The organism is Mycobacterium neumannii, from assembly GCF_048452905.1.
Lineage (GTDB): Bacteria > Actinomycetota > Actinomycetes > Mycobacteriales > Mycobacteriaceae > Mycobacterium > Mycobacterium neumannii_B.
Map to the genome: position 1 here is coordinate 61,449 of NZ_JBCGVF010000002.1, position 17,335 is coordinate 78,783.

Genomic DNA, 17,335 nt, shown 5'->3' on the forward strand with positions numbered 1-17,335 from the left:
CGCTGTCCCGTCACAAGCCATCGACTGGAGGACCGGTGCGTCTCGACCAAGCTCCCGCGACCTTGACCGACCACGGCAACACCCTGGTCACGACCGCCACCAGCCAGCCGGCCCTGGACACCGGATTCGCGGTGCTGGGCCTGGTTTCGCTACTCGACCTGCCGCGCGGCGATCGCGCCGACCGGGTGGTGGCTCTCAGTGGTGCCGCGGCCGCGGGTTGGTACCTGGCCCGCCGTAACCGTCGCCGCTAGCGGAGTTCACGGCAGGGCGCCGGGGCTGATCTCCTCGAGCATCTCGGTGACCAGCGCCGCGATCGGCGAGCGCTCGCTGCGCAACAGCGTGATGTGGGCGAACAGCGGGTGCCCCTTGAGTTTCTCGATCACCGCCGCGACGCCGTCATGCCTTCCGACTCGTAGGTTGTCCCGCTGGGCGACGTCGTGGGTCAGCACTACACGGGATCCGGCGCCGAGACGCGACAGCACGGTCAGCAGCACGTTGCGCTCCAGTGACTGGGCCTCGTCGACGATCACGAACGAGTCGTGCAGCGACCGTCCACGGATGTGGGTCAGCGGCAGCACCTCGAGCATGCCGCGCGAGAGCACCTCCTCGAGCACCGCCGGGCTGGCCAGGCCCTCGAGCGTGTCGAAGACCGCCTGCGCCCAGGGACCCATCTTGTCGCTCTCGCTGCCGGGCAGATAGCCCAGGTCCTGCCCGCCGACCGCGTAGAGCGGACGGAACACCACGACCTTGCGTTGCGTGCGGCGCTCCAGAACGGCTTCCAATCCCGCACACAGTGCCAGCGCCGACTTGCCGGTGCCCGCCTTGCCGCCGAGCGAGACGATACCGACCGACTCGTCGAGCAACAGGTCCAGCGCCACCCGCTGTTCGGCGGAGCGGCCGCGCAACCCGAACGCCTCCCGGTCACCGCGCACCAACTGCACCCGCTTCTCCGGCGTCACCCGCCCCAGCGCGTGCGACGTACCACCGAGCAGACGAATACCGGTGTGGCACGGCAGATCTCGGGCCGCCTCCAGATCGATCTCACCTTCGGCGAACAACATGTCGATCTCATCGGAGATGACCTCGACCTCGGCCATACCCGTCCAGCCGGAGGTGATGACGTCCTGGGCGTGGTACTCGTCGGCCGACAACCCGACCGCACCGGCTTTCACGCGTAGCGGGATGTCCTTGCTGACCAATGTGACGTGCTTGCCCTCGGCGGCCAGGTTGGCCGCGACCGTCAAAATCCGCGCGTCATTGCTGTCGGTGCGGAAACCGGCGGGAAGCACCGAAGGATCGCTGTGGTTCAGCTCGACGTGCAGCGAACCACCCTGTGCGCCAACGGGAATCGGCTGGTCGAGCCGGCCGTGTTCGAGCCGCAGATCGTCGAAGAGCCGCAGGGCCTGACGCGCGAACCAGCCCAGCTCATGATGGTGTCGCTTGGCTTCGAGTTCGCTGATGACCACCAGCGGGACCACGACCTCATGCTCGGCAAAGCGCGTGCAGGCCCAGGGATCTGACAACAACACGGAGGTGTCGAGCACGTAGGTCCGGAGAGGCGAATCGATCACGTAGCGCTCCTGGTATCCGCGGGTCCCCCGCGAACCGTCGGCGGACACTGCGGCACCAGGGCCGGGGCCGGCCCTCTCGTGATCGCAACGATCGGGTACCGCCCGGACAGCAAAGCACGTCGCTAGCCATCGCAAACGACGCTACTCCCGTTGCGGCACATGCGCCGTGCAGGCGCGCCGTAGTGTTCGCCGCTGCTCGTCCGCGGCGATGAGCGCGCGGTTACGCGGAGGTGAACTCGCGCATCTTCGGCTCGTCGGCCAGTCCCCACGCGGCGATCCGGTCGGCGGTCACCTGACGCAGCTGCTCCGGCCCGAAGATCCCGGCCTCGGCGACGTTGCGCACCTTGTCGGCGTACGCGTCGATGTCGCCGCCGACGACGTGAAGTTCGGCCGCGCGCCGCGCTATGGCGTCGACGGTTTCGTCACGGCTCGTGGACAGCAGGTGCGCGACCAGGTTGGCGAAGAACTCCTCGTGCCGCTCCTCGTCCTTGGCGATGCGCCCGATGAGGTTCGCCAGCACCGGCTCGGTGATCTTGGCCTCGAGGTTGCGGCAGAACACGGCGTGGGCACGTTCGAAGAAGGCCATGAACACCAGCCGCTCGACCTGGCTGTAGGTGTCGGCGCGGTAGCCCTTCATCACGTGTTCGACGCGGACATCCTCGTTGGCGGCCGGGTCGATCTCCCGGGTGACCACGAGGTAGTTGCGCAGCGCGATCGCGTGCAGGTGCTCTTCGGCAGTCCACCGGCCGATCCAGCGGCCCCACTTCTCTTCGAGGATGAAGCTGAAGACGAACTCGCGGTGGAAGCTGGCCAGGTTGTCCTTTGTGATGAGCAGGATCTCGAGCGCATCGGTGACGTCCTTGGGCAGGGTCACCTGTGACGGGTCCCAGTCCTTACCGCCGAGAAAGGCGAAGTTCTCGCCCTGGTCGAACGGCACGTAGTCGTGTGCGTACCAAAGATCCTCGCTGTCAATGTGACGACGCAGCTCCTGCTGCACGACCGGCTCGAGTTCGAGGATCAGCGCATTCGGTACAGGTTTCTGTGCCATGCGGTTACAGTAACTCAATTCTGTGGGAATCGTAAAATTCCCGAGGGTGTGGCGCCGGGGTTAGAGCGTCAGCCCCGGATAAAGCGGGTTGGCCTCCAACAGCTCGGCAGAGGCGGCGTGCACGCGCTCGGCGGTGCCGTCGGCCAGCGTGTACTTGGCCTTCGACACCCCCCCTGGGGTAGCGGAAGGTTGAGTGTTGGACAGCACGTCCACGATCAGGTCGGCGACGCGGTCGAAGTCGTCGGCCTCGAATCCCCGGGTGGTCAGCGCGGGAGTACCCAGGCGGATGCCGCTGGTGTACCAGGCGCCGTTGGGGTCGGCGGGCACGGAGTTGCGGTTGGTGACGATGCCCGCGTCGAGCAGCGCCGACTCAGCCTGGCGCCCGGTCAGCCCGAACGAGGTGACGTCGAGCAGCACGATGTGGTTGTCGGTGCCGCCGGTGACGAGCTGGGCGTCACGCTTGAGGAAACCGTCGGCAAGCGCCTGGGCGTTGTCGGCGACGCGCTGCGCGTAGGCCTGGAACGCCGGTTGGCGAGCCTCGGCCAGCGCGACCGCTTTGGCGGCCATCACGTGCGAGAGCGGACCGCCCAGCACCATCGGGCAACCCTTGTCGACGGCGTCGGAGTACTCGGGCTGGGCGAGCACCATCCCGCCGCGCGGCCCGCGCAGCGACTTGTGGGTGGTCGTGGTGGTGACGTGAGCGTGCGGCACGGGATCCTCGTCACCGGTGAACACCTTGCCCGCGACCAGACCCGCGAAGTGCGCCATGTCGACCATCAGCGTGGCGCCGACCTCGTCGGCGATCTCGCGCATCTTGGCGAAGTCGACCCGCCGCGGATAGGCCGAGTATCCGGCCACGATGATCAACGGCTTGAACTCGCGGGCGGCGTCGGCCACCGCGCCGTAGTCGAGGAATCCGGTGTTCGGGTCGGTGCCGTAGCTGCGCTGGTGGAACATCTTGCCGGAGATGTTGGGCCGGAAGCCGTGGGTCAGGTGGCCGCCCGCGTCCAGCGACATCCCCAGTAACCGCTGGTTGCCGAGCTTGTTGCGCAGCTTCTCCCAGTCCGCCTCGGACAGGTCGTTGACGTGCTTGGCGCCGAGGGCAGCCAATTCGGGCACTTCGACCCGGGTGGCCAGGATCGCCCAGAAGGCAACGAGGTTGGCGTCGATACCGGAGTGCGGCTGCACGTACGCATACGGCGCTCCGAACAGCTCGCGGGCGTGTTCGGCGGCGAGCCTTTCGACGGTGTCGACGTTCTGGCAGCCCGCATAGAATCGGTGCCCGATCGTGCCCTCGGCGTACTTGTCGGAGAACCAGGAGCCCATCGTCAGCAGCACCGCAGGCGAGGCGTAGTTCTCACTGGCGATGAGCTTGAGCGAATCCCGTTGATCGGCAAGCTCTTTACGCGTCGCCGCCGCGATACGCGGCTCCACCGACTCGATCACCTGCAACGCGGCCCGGTAGGCGGCACTCGCGGTCTCGGCGTACTCCGCGCCGGGAGCGGCAGCGTTGGAGGTCACGGGGTCTGCAGTCATGGGTTCAGCCTACGACGCCCGGATCACGCGGCGACCAGCCCATCGGGGTCGGTCCTGCTCACAGCGTCCGCCCTGGCCACACCAGTCACATTGGCCTCACATATCACGGTGGCATCATCCGCATTCGACGTGGATATCCGACGGAGACCGATGTGCGCGTTGCCCAGCTCGCAGCGAAAGATTCGCTGCCAGCGAATAATTCGCTGCGAGCTGGGCAACGATCGATATGGTTCCAGGGCGCCGATCTGACGGCTGGGGACTCAGGCGGCCCGCAGCGACGATGGGATCAACGGCTCGTCGAGCAGCGTGCCGAACCGCTGGGGCAGGCTGACGTCGTGGGGCCTGGCGTCCAGCCAGCCCCGCAGCAGCCGGTACCCCTCGACGTAGGTGCTGGTGTAGGCGCGCCACAGCGGCGACGACAAGAACCGCAGCATCTGGCGGGCGCGCTGGTCGGTGACCAGTAGCCACTGCTTGAGGAAGGCGACGACGTCGTCGACGTCGCGGTGCTCGTCGTGCAGCATCAGCGCCGCGTCCTGACGCACCTCGGCGAGTGCGCCGGTCGCCTCCGACACCGCCTTGGCGCGCTCCCCGTCGAACCGCAGCCCCAGGTCGGTGTAGATCTCGCCGGCCCACACACCCCATTCGGGCCCGATTGCCGCGTACAGCGCGAGGTCGGCAAGACCCTCGGCCATCAGGCACTGCGGGGTGTTGACCAGGAAGATGGTCTGCTCAGCCTGTCCCCTGCCCTCGACAAGGCCGGCCTCCTTGCGGCAGTGCTCAGTGTGGTGGCCCGGATATGACTCGTGCGCGACCAGCCGGGGCAGGTTCGACATCTGCTGCTTGAGGTCGGCGTTGACGGCCACCGTGGACTTGAAATCCCCGTGGTAGTAGTTGAAACCCGACCACGGCTTATCGGTGACGACCTCGTATGTGATGGTCTCCGCGTCGGGCAGCGGATACTCGGCGCGCACGCGGTCGCGTAGCGCGCTGGAGAATGCGTGGATGCACTCTTCGAGGCGCGCAGGCGGAATCTCCTCGGCCGCGCGGTAGACCTGCATCCGGTCGGCGAGCGGTCCGGACCCGCTCAGCACTTCGTCGAGCTGGCGATGGGCCTGCCGGTACCGCTCCGGGTCCCCCTTGGTGATGCGCACGTCGAAGTACGCCTCGACCTCGTCGACGAAGCCGACGTCTTCGCCGGCGAATTTGCGACCCGCGCACGCCAGCGCCCGCAGGTGGGCGCCGATGTAGTCCTTACGCGCCGCTTCCAGCCCGTCGACCGAGGTCAACTGCCTCAGCAGCCGGTCGGCTTGCCGTGCCAGGTCCGCGGGATCGGGCTGTGGTTCGGCGGCGACGGCACGGCGCAGCGCCGGGTCGCCGGTGAACGAGTCGACGTAACCCTCCTCCACCCGGTCGAAGCGCAGCCCGAGCAGCAGATACTCGCGGACCAACGAATCTGAGGTGCTGGCGTCCATGATCTCAACCGTAAATGCAAGACTGGGCGCATGGCGCGGCTGAGTGAACCCAGCCCATATGTGGAGTTCGACCGGAGTCAGTGGCGGAACCTGCGTATGTCGACGCCGCTGAAACTCACCGAGGACGAGCTGAAGAAGCTGCGCGGTATCGGCGAGAAGATCGACCTGCTCGAGGTCGAAGAGGTCTATTTGCCGCTGGCCCGGCTGATCCACCTCCAGGTCGCCGCGCGCCAGCGGTTGTTCGCGACGACCGCCGAGTTCCTGGGCGGTGACTCAGACAGCGACTCTCAGCCCGACCGGCCGGTGCCGTTCGTGATCGGCGTCGCGGGCAGCGTCGCGGTCGGCAAGTCCACGACGGCCCGTGTGCTGCAGGCACTTCTGGCGCGCTGGGAGCACCACCCGCGCGTCGACCTGGTGACCACCGACGGGTTCCTCTACCCCAACGCCGAACTGGTACGCCGGAACCTGATGGGCCGCAAGGGTTTTCCGGAAAGCTACGACCGTCGTGCGCTGATGCGGTTCGTGACGACGGTCAAGTCGGGCGCGGAGTACGCGTGCGCGCCGGTGTACTCGCATCTGCTCTACGACATCGTGCCCGGCGAGAAGCAGATCGTCCGGCATCCGGACATCCTGATCCTCGAGGGCCTCAACGTGCTGCAGACCGGGCCGACGTTGATGGTGTCCGACCTGTTCGACTTCTCGGTCTACGTCGACGCTCGCATCGACGACATCGAGAAGTGGTACATCGATCGGTTCCTCGGCTTGCGCACGACGGCGTTCGCCGACCCGGCCTCGCACTTTCACCACTACGCCACGCTCACCGACGAGCAGGCCGTGTTCGCCGCCAGCGACATCTGGCATTCGATCAACCGGCCCAACCTGATCGAAAACATCCTGCCGACCCGGCCGCGGGCGACGCTCGTCTTGCGCAAGGACGCCGACCACTCGATCAACCGGCTTCGCTTGCGCAAGCTGTAGCCGGCTACCGGTGGATCCGGCGCCAGCCCTGGTACTGCAGCTCGGCGAACGCCAGCGTGTACACGCCCGTGGCGAGCGTCAGGACCACGCCAATCGTGGTGAGCGGGAACACGTTTGAGATGACGAGCACGACCGCCGCGACGGCGTAGAGGACATTGGCCACGATCACCGCCATGCCCGCCGCCTTCAGCGACTGCAAGGCGGCCAGACCCAGCACCGCGGCCCCGTAGGCGATGAAGAACGCCGCCATTCCGTACTCGAAGGCGATGGTGGTGCCCGACGTATCGGCCAGCCAGCCCGCGAGCGGAAGAGCCGCGATACCAGCGAGGCCGGTGAGGATCGCGTCGGCACGCATCGCGAAACGCAGCAGGGCGCCCGTCGACTCGTTCAGCCGTTCGGAGAGTGCGGTCATGATGGATTCCTTTCTTGTGGGGGTGAGGGACCGTTCCGGAGCCGACGCCGCAACCTCTGACGACGGCGGCTCCGGACCAGTCATGAGGGGGTCGACGTCAGGCGACGCACCCCGAGGTACTGGGCGTAGGCGAACGCGAGGGTGAGGGCGGTGAATCCGGCGATGCCCGCGACGCCTGCTTCGGTCAGCGGCAGCAAGCCGGTCGCCAGCACCGCTGCCACGGCAAGCGCGAAAACGATGTTGCCGACCAGCACGCCGACACCGACGCGGTGGACGTCGGACGCCCCGGCCGCCAGGAACAGCGCCGCGCCGTAGCCGACAAGCGCGGCGCCGCCGATCCACTCGCTGGTGGCCGACAGACCGCTCACCCGGGACAACGGGTCGGCGGCCATCGCGATGGCCAGGCCGAGACCCCCGCACAGCGTCGCGTCGGCACGCAGCGCGACGCGCAGAAGGGAGTCGGTCCCGGCATCGCCTTCGCCGGTGGTGTTTACCGGGTGGGTGGTTGCGGTGGTCATGTCACCGACAGTGCTCAGATGCCGCTGCCAGATCGACGCAGAACGCTGCCAGCTACTGCCAACCGCAGGTCACGAAGCTACCGCCCCACCGTCGGCCGGTCAGTCCTGAGCGGCCACCAGGTTGCCGCGCAGATCTGCGGCGATCAGGCGTGCGGCGGCGTTCTGCCAGTTGTGCAGCGACCGTTGCGGCACCTCGGTGACGAACCACTGCCAGGCCTGGCGGGCCACGGGGTCGAGTCCCGCCGCGGTGGCGTTCTGCGCATAGGCCCGCACTCCGACGACATACGGGAAGTACAGCGAGTTGTAGTGGCGCCACTCCTCGGTGGTGCCGAACTCGCCGCCGTCGCGCGGTTTGAGCCGGGCGATGCGCTCGGCCAGCAGCGCCTTGAGTTCGGTCGCCCGCTCCAGTGGCTGGTCTCCGGCTCCGCGCGACGCCAACCGCTCGTCGATGATCGGCAGTTTGGTCAGCGGGCTGGCGATCAGCTTGGACAGGTCGCCGTAGTGCCCGAGCGCGCGGCGGGTGAGACGGACGAACGTCTGCTCGTCGACGCCGTCGAGCGGATTGTCCTTACGCAGCGGCAGCGCCGCCTCGGTACTGCGCAGGGCGGCGCGGTCGGCGCGCAGGGTGGGCGAGCGCGAGAACGCCAACCGGTCGAGGGCGCCGGCCAGCGGATCGGCGAGCACGTTGATCGCGATCGCGATCGCCAGGCTGGTGAACAGCAGCACCGTCAGCGCGGTGTCGTGGCCGGTGACCGCCAGACCGATCAGCGCCTGGCCGCCGAACAGCACCGCCACCACCGTCGTCGCCGCGAATGAGCGCAGCATGTCGGCGCGCAACGCCTGCCCCTCGTCGAACGCATCGCCGATCGCGACTGCCACCCCGAGCAGTGCGACGTCGAACCCGGTGCCCGCCAGTGCCAACCAGCTCGGCACCAGCCCCAGCGGAATGATCAGGATCGCGTTGCCCAACGCGAAGAACAACGTCGCGACCACCACGAAGCCGACCACCGGGACCGGCTGCGACCGGCGCAGCACGGCGTACACCATGGCGCCAAGCGAGGACACCGAGACCGCCGCGAACATCACCCAGTGGCCAAGGCGCAACGGGCCGTCGACGCTTCCGGCCATCGCGGCGCCGACGAACGCGGTCACAGCCACCACGGCGACCAGACCGAGCTCACCCGCACGGCCACGCCAGCTGTCCCGGGGCCGGGACAGCTCGAGGAGCACCGCGAACCACGCGATGCCCGGCACGGCGACGAGGTAGACCTCGATGCGGCTGAGCATGTCGGCGCCGCTGACGGTCCGCACGGCGTCCAGCGCGACGACCGCCGCGAAGCTCGTCAACCCGATCGCGGCCAGCACAAGCACGGGCTTACGCGGGTCGCGGGCCAGCAGGTACAGCCCCAACCACCAGCTGAGCGCGAAGACCACCGCCGACAGCGCAGCCATCACTTCAGTGTTCCATCAACTACGGCGTCACATCACATTCCGTACCGGCGATGGCGCACGGTGTAGTCGCGCAGCGCGCGCAGGAAGTCGACCCGCCGGAATGCCGGCCAGTAGGCGTCGGTGAACCACATCTCGGAGTACGCGCTCTGCCACAGCAGGAAGCCCGACAGCCGCTGCTCCCCCGAGGTGCGGATCACCAGGTCGGGGTCGGGTTGTCCGGAGGTGTAGAGGTTCTCCGAGATCGCGTCGATGGTGACGGCCTCGATGAGCTGTTCACCGGCGCTGCCGTTGGCCAGTTCCTTGCTCAGCAGTTGACGGACGGCGTCGACGATCTCCTGGCGCCCGCCGTAACCGACGGCGAGGTTGACGTGAAAGCAGCCCGGACCGGCGTCGGTGGACCCGACAGCATCACGCAGCCGGCGCGCGGGCTCCTCGCCGATCAGCTCCAGATCGCCGACGGTGCGCACACTCCAGTGGTTGGCGGGCGCGCAGATCTCCTCCACGACGTCGGTGATGATGTCGATCAGCGGGGACAGTTCGTCGGGCGCACGCTGCAGGTTCTCGGTGGACAGCAGATAGACCGTCGCCATCTCGATGCCGGTTTCCTGACACCAGCGAAGCATGTCGGCGATCTTTCTGGCGCCCATCCGGTAGCCGACGCTGACGTCGTCGTGTCCAAGGTCACGTGCCCATCGGCGATTGCCGTCGCACAGAACGGCAATATGGCGCGGCAGTTGGGATTTGGACCGTGCCAGCTCCTGGCGCAGCCGCATCTCATACAGCCGATAGGCCGGCTCTTTGAGTCGCGGGGGAATGAGCTCCACGAAGATCCAGACTACTGTGAGGTTCGAAAACCCCCATGGCATTAGTGGAGGTGACATGACTCGATCCATCGACAGCACCGATTCCGATAAGTCCCGCGACACGCAAAATTCCGCGGAGGACTTCCCGGAAGCCGTTGTCGACGGTCTCGCCAATTTCATCGGTAAGCCGCGCGCGCGGGGCTGGATCCACGTCTACGCGGCGGGGATCGCAGCCATCTGCGGCGCCACGCTGGTATCGGTGTCGTGGTCGGTCCAGTCCACGCGCGCGGGCGTCGCGACGCTGATCTACACGCTCACCATCGTGGCGATGTTCGCGGTCAGCGGCGCGTACCACCGGGTCGACTGGAAGTCGCCGACCGCACGCAAGTGGATGAAGCGACTCGACCACTCGATGATCTTCGTGTTCATCGCGGGCAGCTATACGCCGTTCGCCTTGCTCGCGTTGCCGCAGACCGACGGCATGGTGCTGTTCTGGATCGTGTGGGGCGGTGCGATCGCCGGCGTGCTGCTCAAGTGCTTCTGGCCGTCGGCGCCGCGATGGGTGGGCGTGCCGCTCTACATCCTGCTGGGCTGGGTGGCGGCGTGGTTCGTCGGACCGATTACGCACGGCGCGGGAGTGGCCGCGCTGGTGCTGCTCATCGTCGGCGGCGCGCTCTACAGCATTGGCGGCGTGCTCTACGCGCTCAAGTGGCCCAATCCGTGGCCGACGGTGTTCGGCCATCACGAGTTCTTCCACGCGTGCACCGCGGTGGCGGCGATCTGCCACTACATCGCGATGTGGTTCGCCGTCTTCTAGAGCTGGGTGACGTTCTCGGGGGTCCAGTAGGCCTTCATCGACGCGATCTTGCCCTCCTCGTTGAAGGTCATCACGCTGATGATCTCGATACGCATCTTGTTCTCGCCGAGGTCGATGGTCAGCGCCCAGAAGAACGCCGCCTCGTTGCCCAACGCCCGCAGCGTGACGACGTCGGCCTGGGCGCCCGTCGTGGGGAGCGCGTCGTAGAAACCGCGGATCGCCTTGCGGCCGATGTGCACCTCGCCGCCGACCGGATCCTCGACGGTGGCGTCGTCGGCGTAGAGCTCGACGACGTCGTCGGCCTTGCCCTGCGCGGCCAGCTCGAGGTAGCGGGTGACGGTCTTGGCGTTGTCTTCCGGCGTCGGCATGGGCCGAACGCTACACGGACGCGCCCAGGGCGGCAGCGAGTTCCGGCGCCGTGGTGATCGGCAGGTCGCAGGTTTTGCCACGGCACACATAGGCGGCGTCGGCACCGCCGACGCGGTCGCGGTCGATCAGCAGCTCGGACGAGTTCACCGCGCCGCCGACGACGACCGCTCCGCCCGGCGCGAGCCGCCGCGCCGCCGACAGCAACTCCGACCGGGCGGGATCACACGCCACCGCGATCTGGATCGGACCGCGCACCGCCGCCTCGGCGACGGCGAGCCAGTGTCCGCCCGAGCGCGGTAGCCGGGTCAGGATCGGCGTGGCCGCCGCCAGCGTGGCCTCGGCCGCCGCGCCGTAGCGATCCGCCCGCGCGGCTGGGGCGAGGTGCGCTGCGGTGAGCAGCGCCTCGGCGATCAGCGACGCACCCGACGGCGTCGCGCCGTCGAGAGGATCGGCCGGCCGCACCATCAATGTCTCGGCGTCGTCGGCGGTGTCGAACCACCGCCCGGGCCGGTCCGGGTCGGCGAAGTGCTCGAGCGCAATGTCGAGCAGCGTCATCGCCGCGTCCAACCAGTCGGGGTCACCCGTCATCTGGTGAACGGTCAGCAGGCCGGTGGCCAGCGCGCCGTGGTCTTCGAGGATGCCGGCGCTGTCGCCAACCGCACCGCCGAGGCTCGCCCGCCGCAATCTGCCGTCAACGACGTGCAGCCCCCACACGGTGCGCGCGCAACGCGTTGCGGCGTCGAGCAATTCGGGCCGGTCGAGGGCGACAGCGGCTTCGGCGAGCGCCGTGATCGCCAGCCCGTTCCACCCGGTGACGACCTTGTCGTCGCGGTCGGGTTGCGGCCGGGTCAGCCGGGCCGCCAGCAGCGCCGCCCGCACCCTGGCGAACCGCTCCCGGTCGTCGGGGTCGCGCGGCAACTGCAGCACTGACGCGCCCTGCTCGAACGTGCCCGCCTCGGTGACGGCGAAAAACTCCGCGGCCCGCTGCCCGTCGTCGTCACCGAGGAACTCTCGCAATTGCGCGGGGGTGAAGACGTACGTCAGGCCTTCCACCCCGTCCGCGTCGGCGTCCAGCGACGACGTGAACATACCGTCGGCGCCGAGTTCGTCGATGATAAATGCGGCTGTTTCGGCGGTTACCTTGTGAGCCAATGGATTTCTGGTACAGCGCGCCCAATGGGCGTACGCCCGCAGCAGTAGGGCGTTGTCATAAAGCATCTTCTCGAAGTGCGGAACCACCCAGGACGCGTCGACGCTGTAACGGGCGAAGCCGCCCGCCAACTGGTCGTAGATGCCGCCCCGGGCCATCGCCGTGCAGGTCCGCTCGACGGTTTCGATGGGCATGATGTCGCCGGTGCGTTCGTGGCTTCTCAACAAACCTTCGAGCAACGCCGATGGTGGAAACTTCGGCGCGCCAGCGGGATTGGTGGCGAATCCACCGCGGGCGACGTCCTCGTCCTGCAGCACCGCGGCAACGGCGTGGTCGCACAGCGCGGGTTGCAACGGCGGTCCCCCGCCGGGCAGCCCTGCAGCCATCGTCCTCAGTTCCTCGGTGATCTTCTCGGACGCCTCCTCGACCTCGCCGCGGCGGTTGTGCCAGGTGTCGGCGACCGCGGCGAGCAGCTGGAGGAAGGTCGGCTTCGGGTAGTACGTACCGCAGAAGAACGGCCTGCCGTCCGGGGTGAGGACACAGGTCATCGGCCAGCCGCCCTGCCCCGTCAGCGCGACGGTCGCGTTCATGTACACCGCATCGAGGTCGGGCCGCTCCTCGCGGTCGACCTTGATGCAGACGAAGCCGTCGTTCATCACCGCGGCGACCTCGTCGTCGTCGAACGATTCATGGGCCATGACATGGCACCAGTGGCAGGCCGCGTATCCGATCGACAGCAGGATCGGCACGTCGCGGTCGGCCGCCTCGGCCAGCGCATCCGGCGTCCATTCGCGCCAGTGCACCGGGTTGTCGGCGTGCTGACGCAGATACGGGCTGGTGGCCCGCGAGAGTGTGTTAGCCCCCGGGCTCACGTTTCGTCCCGTCCGGCGGCGCGTCGGATTCGATCGGCGCCTGAGGCTCGTCGGGCGGCTCGGCGGTGTGCTCCGGTTCCGCATCCGGCGGGTCGAACGACTTCGGCACCTTGCGTAGCTGCCGGTTCATCGACCGGACCAGCAGGAACGTGCCGATCAAAAGCAGCACCACGATCAGCAGGCCCAGCGGGCTGGCCTTACCGAAATCCGGTCCGGTGTCCCTGGGCGGTTCCTGCTGGGCGAGCAGGTCGACGGCGAGCAGGAGGTTCATCGGCCCTCGATCCCGGCGAAGAGGTCGTCCTCAGGAAGCGATACGGGCACGCGCGAGCGGGCCAACTCGAACTCCTCGGTGGGCCAGAGCCGTTGCTGCCATTCGATCGGCGCGCGGAAGAAGTCCCCGTTGGGGTCGATCTGGGTGGCGTGCGCGCGCAACGCGTCGTCGCGCAGCGCGAAGTACTTGGCGCACTCGACGCGGGTGGTCACCCGCTTGGCGAAGATGTCGTGCTCGGGATCCCAGTGCTTGAGCCACTTCTCGAACGGGCCGACCTCCCCGTGTTTGGCGAACTCGTCCTGCAGCAGCTGCATCCGCTGTCGCACGAAGCCGTGCGTGTAGTACAGCTTCTGGACATTCCACGGCTCACCGGCGTCGGGGAACAGGAGGTGGTCCCCGGCGGCGTCGTAGGCGCCCATCGACACCTGGTGGCACCTGATGTGGTCCGGATGCGGATAGCCGCCGTTCTCGTCATAGGTGGTCATCACGTGTGGCCGGAACTCGCGCACGACGCGCACCAGCGCCTCCACCGGTTGCTCGAGCGGCACCAGGCCGAGGCAGCCTTCCGGCAGCGGCGGAAGCGGGTCGCCTTCGGGCAGGCCGGAGTCGACGAAGCCCAGCCAGCGGTGCTCGACGCCGAGGATCTCGGCGGCCTTGGCCATCTCGTCGCGGCGGATCTCGGCCATCCGGCCGTGCACCTCGGGCAGGTCCATGGCCGGGTTGAGGATGTCGCCGCGCTCGCCGCCGGTGAGCGTCACCACAAGCACGCGCACACCCTCGTCCACGTATCGAGCCATGGTGGCGGCACCCTTGCTGGACTCGTCGTCCGGGTGGGCGTGCACCGCCATCAACCGCAGTTCGCTCAACCTGCTCTGCCTTATCATCGCGCTGTCGTCTCCGGCGATATCAACCCGCGGAGACGTCCCAATAGTCCCTATAGTTCCAGTTCTGTAGATCTATCCGACCGACGGGCATAGAAAACCAGATGATCGAGCGCCCCGCCGCACGCTATGGCCGCCAACGACTGTCCGGTAACCGCCGCCGTTGGCTCGCCGTCGCCTTCACGTTGCTCGCGCTGGCGGTGGGGGTGACGGTCGCCGTGGTGGCGTTCGGACGGTTCCAGGGTGAGCCCGTGACCGGCCAGCTGGGCGCCTACGAACTGGTCGACGACGAGACGGTGTCGGTGACGATCAGCGTCACCCGCGAGGACCCGTCCCAGCCGGTCGTCTGCATCGTGCGGGCCCGCTCCATCGACGGCGCCGAGACGGGCCGTCGGGAGGTGCTCGTCCCGCCGTCCTCGCAACAGACAGTGCAAGTGACTGCACCGGTCAAAGCGACCCGCCAGCCGGTGATCGGCGATATTTACGGGTGCGGAACCGATGTGCCGTCGTATCTGGTGGCCCCTTGAAATCACGCTGATTCGTCGGTCCGGCAAACGGCGAACTGCGAATTCGTGAAATTCGGTCGGCCCGTCGGTGCTACCATGGTCGGGTACACGGTTCCTGCTGGAGCCGTGTATTGCTGCATTTGATGCTGTGCTTGAGCACGCGAACCGCGGCAATACACGTCAAGCCCCGGCGCCGTACCACGAGACGTCTTACGCGAGAAGAGCGCGAGCACGCCGCAAGACCCAGAAAGACAGGAGCGCGACGATATGACCGATACGCAGGTCACCTGGCTTACCCAGGAGGCATTCGACCGGTTGAAGGCGGAGCTCGACCAGCTGATTGCCAACCGGCCCGTCATCGCCGCCGAGATCAACGACCGCCGCGAAGAAGGTGACCTCCGCGAGAACGGCGGCTACCACGCCGCCCGCGAGGAGCAGGGCCAGCAAGAGGCCCGCATCCGTCAGCTGCAGGAACTGCTCAACAGCGCCAAGGTCGGCGAGGCGCCCAAGCAGTCGGGCGTCGCGCTACCCGGTTCGGTGGTCAAGGTGCAGTACGGCGACGACGAGAGCGACACCGAGACCTTCCTGATCGCCACCCGCCAAGAGGGCATCAGCGACGGCAAGCTCGAGGTGTACTCGCCGAAGTCGCCGCTTGGCGAGGCGCTCCTCGACGCGAAGGTCGGCGACGTGCGCACCTACACGGTGCCCAGCGGCAGCACGGTCAAGGTGAAGCTGCTCGAGGCCGAGCCGTATCACGCCTGACGGCCCGGCCCACCCCTAGCCGAATTCGAGTCGCGGGCGGGATGCGGTTTAGCATCCGCTCATGGCGCAGATCGCCGAGGACCTGTTCCTGCTGCTGCTCGACAACGCTTCGGCGCAACCGGTTCTCGACCGTCCGCGCCGGGAGCGGGTGCTGGCCGCCGCGGTGCTGCTCGACCTGGCCCTGGCGTGCCGGATCCGCCCGTCGGTCGACGGTGACCCGGTCGAACCGGGCCGCTTGATCGCGTTGGCGGTGGCAGGCGCAGTGGACCCGGTCGCAGAACCGGCGTTCTTGCTGTTGCAGCGACGCCCGTTGCGGCCCCAAACGGCGGTCAAGCGGCTGGCCAGGCACACCGAACGCGACATCGTCGGCCAGCTGGAGCGAACCGGTCAGATCCGACGTATCCCTCTGCCGGACAAGCGGTTCGGACACGAGTTCGCATGGCCGCTGACCAACCGCAACCGCGTCGGCCACGCGCGGTCGGCGCTGTTGTCGGCGCTGTTCGATCGCAGGCCGCCGGGCCCGACCACGGCGGCGATCATCACGCTGCTGCACGCGATCGACGGTCTGGGCGCGCTGCTCAGCCTCAATGACCGGGGCTGGCGGTGGGTGCATGCCCGCGCCGGCGAGATCGCGCTGGGCAGTTGGGTCGAAGAGTCGCCGACGGCGCTGCCCGAGATGAACCTCGCGGTCACGGCCTCGGCGCTGCGCCCGGCGCTGTCCTAGCCGCTAGCTCAACGCCTGCTCGAGGTCGGCCAGCAGGTCCGCGACGTCTTCGATACCGACCGACAGCCGTACCAGGTCCTCGGGGACCTCCAGTTGGGAACCGGCGGTCGACGCGTGCGTCATGGCTCCCGGGTGCTCGATCAGCGATTCGACGCCGCCCAACGACTCGGCCAGGATGAAAACCTCTGTGCGGGAACACAGTTTGCGTGCGGCCTCCGCTCCCCCGCGCAGTCGCACGGAGATCATGCCCCCGAAGCCGGTCATCTGCCTGGCCGCGACCTCGTGGCCTGGATGCCCGGGCAGACCCGGGTAGAGCACGGTCTCGATCGCGGGATGTCCCTCGAGGAACTCGGCGATGACGGCCGCATTGTCACTGTGCCGCTGCATTCGGATCACCAGTGTCTTCAGACCACGAAGGGTGAGGTAGGCGTCGAACGGGCTGGGCACCCCGCCCGCACCGTTCTGCAGGAAGGCGAAAGCGGCGTCGAGTTCCTCGTCGTTGGTCAGCAGCGCTCCGCCCACCACGTCGGAGTGCCCCCCGATGTACTTGGTGGTGGAGTGCAGCACGATGTCGGCGCCCAACAGCAGCGGCTGCTGCAGCGCGGGTGAGGCGAAGGTGTTGTCTACCAAGACTTTCACATTCGATGTCGCCGCGATCTGCGCGATCGCGCTGATGTCGGCGATCGACAGCAGCGGGTTGGTCGGTGTCTCGACCAGGATCATCCGGGTGCTCGGCGTGATCGCCGCGCGCACTGCGTCCAGATCGGCGAGCGCAACGGCGGCGTAGTCGATGCCCCACTTGGTGAACACCTTGTCGATCAGCCGGAACGTCCCGCCATAAGCGTCGTCGGGCATCACCACGTGGTCACCCGGCCGCAGAACCGCCCGCAACGCGCAATCCGTCGCCGCCATGCCCGAGGAGAACGCCCGCCCGTAGGCCGCCGCCTCCACCGCGGCGAGGGAGACCTCGAGCGCCGCCCGGGTGGGGTTGCCGGTTCTGGCGTATTCGTAGCCTCCGCGCAGCCCGCCGACACCGTCCTGCGCGAACGTCGAACTGGCGTAGATCGGCGCGTTGACGGCACCTGTGGTCAGATCAGGTCGGACGGCGTGGATGGCCTTCGTAGAAAGGCCCTGCGCCGAGAGGCCGTGCGTTTCGTTCTTCGACATCACCGCTCAGCCTAGCCACGACTGTG

The 17,335-nt window shown here is 67.8% G+C and carries 19 protein-coding genes; 6 read left to right on the plus strand and 13 right to left on the minus strand.

All coding sequences use genetic code 11. The features are described 5' to 3' along the window. The first annotated feature begins 35 nt into the window (after nucleotides 1–35). Complete coding sequence (locus tag AAHH99_RS04890; protein WP_418767660.1) at nucleotides 36–251, plus strand: hypothetical protein; 216 nt, start codon at nucleotides 36–38, stop codon at nucleotides 249–251. Between the two features lie 6 nt (nucleotides 252–257). On the opposite strand, the gene AAHH99_RS04895 is transcribed toward AAHH99_RS04890, so the two are convergent. The 4 genes from AAHH99_RS04895 to AAHH99_RS04910 all read right to left on the minus strand — a co-directional run bounded on the left by AAHH99_RS04895 (nucleotide 258) and on the right by AAHH99_RS04910 (nucleotide 5,627). Continuing rightward, nucleotides 258–1,571 carry a PhoH family protein gene (locus AAHH99_RS04895; RefSeq protein ID WP_418767872.1) on the minus strand — a complete coding sequence of 438 codons (1,314 nt, stop codon included), beginning with the start codon at nucleotides 1,569–1,571 and terminating at the stop codon, nucleotides 258–260. A gap of 220 nt (nucleotides 1,572–1,791) precedes the next feature. Beyond that, nucleotides 1,792–2,619, minus strand: coding sequence for an acyl-ACP desaturase (locus AAHH99_RS04900; RefSeq protein WP_418767661.1), 828 nt, complete (start codon nucleotides 2,617–2,619; stop codon nucleotides 1,792–1,794). Between the two features lie 60 nt (nucleotides 2,620–2,679). Beyond that, on the minus strand, nucleotides 2,680–4,155 hold the full coding sequence (locus tag AAHH99_RS04905; RefSeq protein WP_418767662.1) for a glycine hydroxymethyltransferase: 1,476 nt from the start codon (nucleotides 4,153–4,155) through the stop codon (nucleotides 2,680–2,682). 260 nt (nucleotides 4,156–4,415) lie between these two features. Continuing rightward, on the minus strand, nucleotides 4,416–5,627 hold the full coding sequence (locus AAHH99_RS04910) for a DUF885 domain-containing protein (RefSeq protein WP_418767663.1): 1,212 nt from the start codon (nucleotides 5,625–5,627) through the stop codon (nucleotides 4,416–4,418). Nucleotides 5,628–5,657: 30 nt separating this feature from the next. On the opposite strand from AAHH99_RS04910, the gene coaA reads away from it, so the two are divergent. Further along, nucleotides 5,658–6,605 carry a type I pantothenate kinase gene (gene coaA / locus AAHH99_RS04915; RefSeq protein WP_066847312.1) on the plus strand — a complete coding sequence of 316 codons (948 nt, stop codon included), beginning with the start codon at nucleotides 5,658–5,660 and terminating at the stop codon, nucleotides 6,603–6,605. 4 nt (nucleotides 6,606–6,609) lie between these two features. On the opposite strand, the gene AAHH99_RS04920 is transcribed toward coaA, so the two are convergent. The 4 genes from AAHH99_RS04920 to AAHH99_RS04935 all read right to left on the minus strand — a co-directional run bounded on the left by AAHH99_RS04920 (nucleotide 6,610) and on the right by AAHH99_RS04935 (nucleotide 9,811). After that, entirely contained in the window at nucleotides 6,610–7,017 is a 408-nt protein-coding gene (locus AAHH99_RS04920) for a hypothetical protein (protein WP_418767664.1), read from the minus strand. An 80-nt stretch (nucleotides 7,018–7,097) separates the two neighbouring features. Beyond that, nucleotides 7,098–7,535 (minus strand): hypothetical protein, encoded by a 438-nt coding sequence (locus tag AAHH99_RS04925; protein ID WP_418767665.1) that lies wholly within the window; start codon nucleotides 7,533–7,535, stop codon nucleotides 7,098–7,100. Between the two features lie 99 nt (nucleotides 7,536–7,634). After that, on the minus strand, nucleotides 7,635–8,987 hold the full coding sequence (locus tag AAHH99_RS04930; RefSeq protein ID WP_418767666.1) for a hypothetical protein: 1,353 nt from the start codon (nucleotides 8,985–8,987) through the stop codon (nucleotides 7,635–7,637). 32 nt (nucleotides 8,988–9,019) lie between these two features. Beyond that, nucleotides 9,020–9,811: a (2Z,6E)-farnesyl diphosphate synthase gene (locus AAHH99_RS04935; protein WP_068195347.1), complete on the minus strand. Its 792-nt coding sequence runs from the start codon at nucleotides 9,809–9,811 to the stop codon at nucleotides 9,020–9,022. A gap of 55 nt (nucleotides 9,812–9,866) precedes the next feature. On the opposite strand from AAHH99_RS04935, the gene trhA reads away from it, so the two are divergent. After that, complete coding sequence (trhA, locus tag AAHH99_RS04940; RefSeq protein WP_418767667.1) at nucleotides 9,867–10,607, plus strand: PAQR family membrane homeostasis protein TrhA; 741 nt, start codon at nucleotides 9,867–9,869, stop codon at nucleotides 10,605–10,607. Here the strand turns inward: trhA and AAHH99_RS04945 are convergent. Genes AAHH99_RS04945 through mca form a run of 4 tightly spaced genes read right to left on the minus strand, consistent with a single transcriptional unit; the run spans nucleotide 10,604 to nucleotide 14,135 of the window. Further along, on the minus strand, nucleotides 10,604–10,975 hold the full coding sequence (locus tag AAHH99_RS04945) for a nuclear transport factor 2 family protein (protein ID WP_418767668.1): 372 nt from the start codon (nucleotides 10,973–10,975) through the stop codon (nucleotides 10,604–10,606). The two genes, trhA and AAHH99_RS04945, sit on opposite strands and share 4 nt — an antisense overlap. 10 nt (nucleotides 10,976–10,985) lie before the next feature. Beyond that, on the minus strand, nucleotides 10,986–12,998 hold the full coding sequence (locus tag AAHH99_RS04950) for a thioredoxin domain-containing protein (protein ID WP_418767669.1): 2,013 nt from the start codon (nucleotides 12,996–12,998) through the stop codon (nucleotides 10,986–10,988). Further along, the gene (locus AAHH99_RS04955) at nucleotides 12,982–13,269 is read right to left on the minus strand and encodes a hypothetical protein (RefSeq protein ID WP_418767670.1); all 288 of its coding nucleotides are present in this window, start codon (nucleotides 13,267–13,269) and stop codon (nucleotides 12,982–12,984) included. The genes AAHH99_RS04950 and AAHH99_RS04955 overlap by 17 nt, the downstream gene beginning before the upstream one ends. After that, on the minus strand, nucleotides 13,266–14,135 hold the full coding sequence (gene mca / locus AAHH99_RS04960) for a mycothiol conjugate amidase Mca (protein WP_418767671.1): 870 nt from the start codon (nucleotides 14,133–14,135) through the stop codon (nucleotides 13,266–13,268). Before mca ends, AAHH99_RS04955 begins: the two co-directional genes overlap by 4 nt. Nucleotides 14,136–14,254: 119 nt before the next feature. Between mca and AAHH99_RS04965 the strand changes: the two genes are divergently transcribed. The 3 genes from AAHH99_RS04965 to AAHH99_RS04975 all read left to right on the plus strand — a co-directional run bounded on the left by AAHH99_RS04965 (nucleotide 14,255) and on the right by AAHH99_RS04975 (nucleotide 16,142). Beyond that, nucleotides 14,255–14,677: a DUF4307 domain-containing protein gene (locus tag AAHH99_RS04965; protein ID WP_418767672.1), complete on the plus strand. Its 423-nt coding sequence runs from the start codon at nucleotides 14,255–14,257 to the stop codon at nucleotides 14,675–14,677. A 246-nt stretch (nucleotides 14,678–14,923) separates the two neighbouring features. Then, the gene (greA, locus tag AAHH99_RS04970; protein ID WP_064394952.1) at nucleotides 14,924–15,418 is read left to right on the plus strand and encodes a transcription elongation factor GreA; all 495 of its coding nucleotides are present in this window, start codon (nucleotides 14,924–14,926) and stop codon (nucleotides 15,416–15,418) included. 61 nt (nucleotides 15,419–15,479) lie between these two features. Beyond that, complete coding sequence (locus AAHH99_RS04975; protein WP_418767673.1) at nucleotides 15,480–16,142, plus strand: GOLPH3/VPS74 family protein; 663 nt, start codon at nucleotides 15,480–15,482, stop codon at nucleotides 16,140–16,142. A gap of 3 nt (nucleotides 16,143–16,145) precedes the next feature. Here AAHH99_RS04975 and AAHH99_RS04980 read toward each other — a convergent pair whose 3' ends face one another. Beyond that, entirely contained in the window at nucleotides 16,146–17,309 is a 1,164-nt protein-coding gene (locus tag AAHH99_RS04980) for a cystathionine gamma-synthase (RefSeq protein ID WP_418767674.1), read from the minus strand. Nucleotides 17,310–17,335 lie beyond the last annotated feature (26 nt).

Bases quoted from the DNA above. Each gene is read 5' to 3' on its own strand.
- AAHH99_RS04945 (WP_418767668.1), bottom strand. From the start codon at position 10,975: ATGCCGACGCCGGAAGACAACGCCAAGACCGTCACCCGCTACCTCGAG.
- AAHH99_RS04900 (WP_418767661.1), bottom strand. From the start codon at position 2,619: ATGGCACAGAAACCTGTACCGAATGCGCTGATCCTCGAACTCGAGCCG.
- AAHH99_RS04975 (WP_418767673.1), top strand. From the start codon at position 15,480: ATGGCGCAGATCGCCGAGGACCTGTTCCTGCTGCTGCTCGACAACGCT.
- AAHH99_RS04905 (WP_418767662.1), bottom strand. From the start codon at position 4,155: ATGACTGCAGACCCCGTGACCTCCAACGCTGCCGCTCCCGGCGCGGAG.
- AAHH99_RS04980 (WP_418767674.1), bottom strand. From the start codon at position 17,309: ATGTCGAAGAACGAAACGCACGGCCTCTCGGCGCAGGGCCTTTCTACG.
- AAHH99_RS04920 (WP_418767664.1), bottom strand. From the start codon at position 7,017: ATGACCGCACTCTCCGAACGGCTGAACGAGTCGACGGGCGCCCTGCTG.
- coaA (WP_066847312.1), top strand. From the start codon at position 5,658: ATGGCGCGGCTGAGTGAACCCAGCCCATATGTGGAGTTCGACCGGAGT.
- AAHH99_RS04965 (WP_418767672.1), top strand. From the start codon at position 14,255: ATGATCGAGCGCCCCGCCGCACGCTATGGCCGCCAACGACTGTCCGGT.
- AAHH99_RS04930 (WP_418767666.1), bottom strand. From the start codon at position 8,987: ATGGCTGCGCTGTCGGCGGTGGTCTTCGCGCTCAGCTGGTGGTTGGGG.
- AAHH99_RS04925 (WP_418767665.1), bottom strand. From the start codon at position 7,535: ATGACCACCGCAACCACCCACCCGGTAAACACCACCGGCGAAGGCGAT.
- AAHH99_RS04955 (WP_418767670.1), bottom strand. From the start codon at position 13,269: ATGAACCTCCTGCTCGCCGTCGACCTGCTCGCCCAGCAGGAACCGCCC.
- AAHH99_RS04910 (WP_418767663.1), bottom strand. From the start codon at position 5,627: ATGGACGCCAGCACCTCAGATTCGTTGGTCCGCGAGTATCTGCTGCTC.
- greA (WP_064394952.1), top strand. From the start codon at position 14,924: ATGACCGATACGCAGGTCACCTGGCTTACCCAGGAGGCATTCGACCGG.
- trhA (WP_418767667.1), top strand. From the start codon at position 9,867: ATGACTCGATCCATCGACAGCACCGATTCCGATAAGTCCCGCGACACG.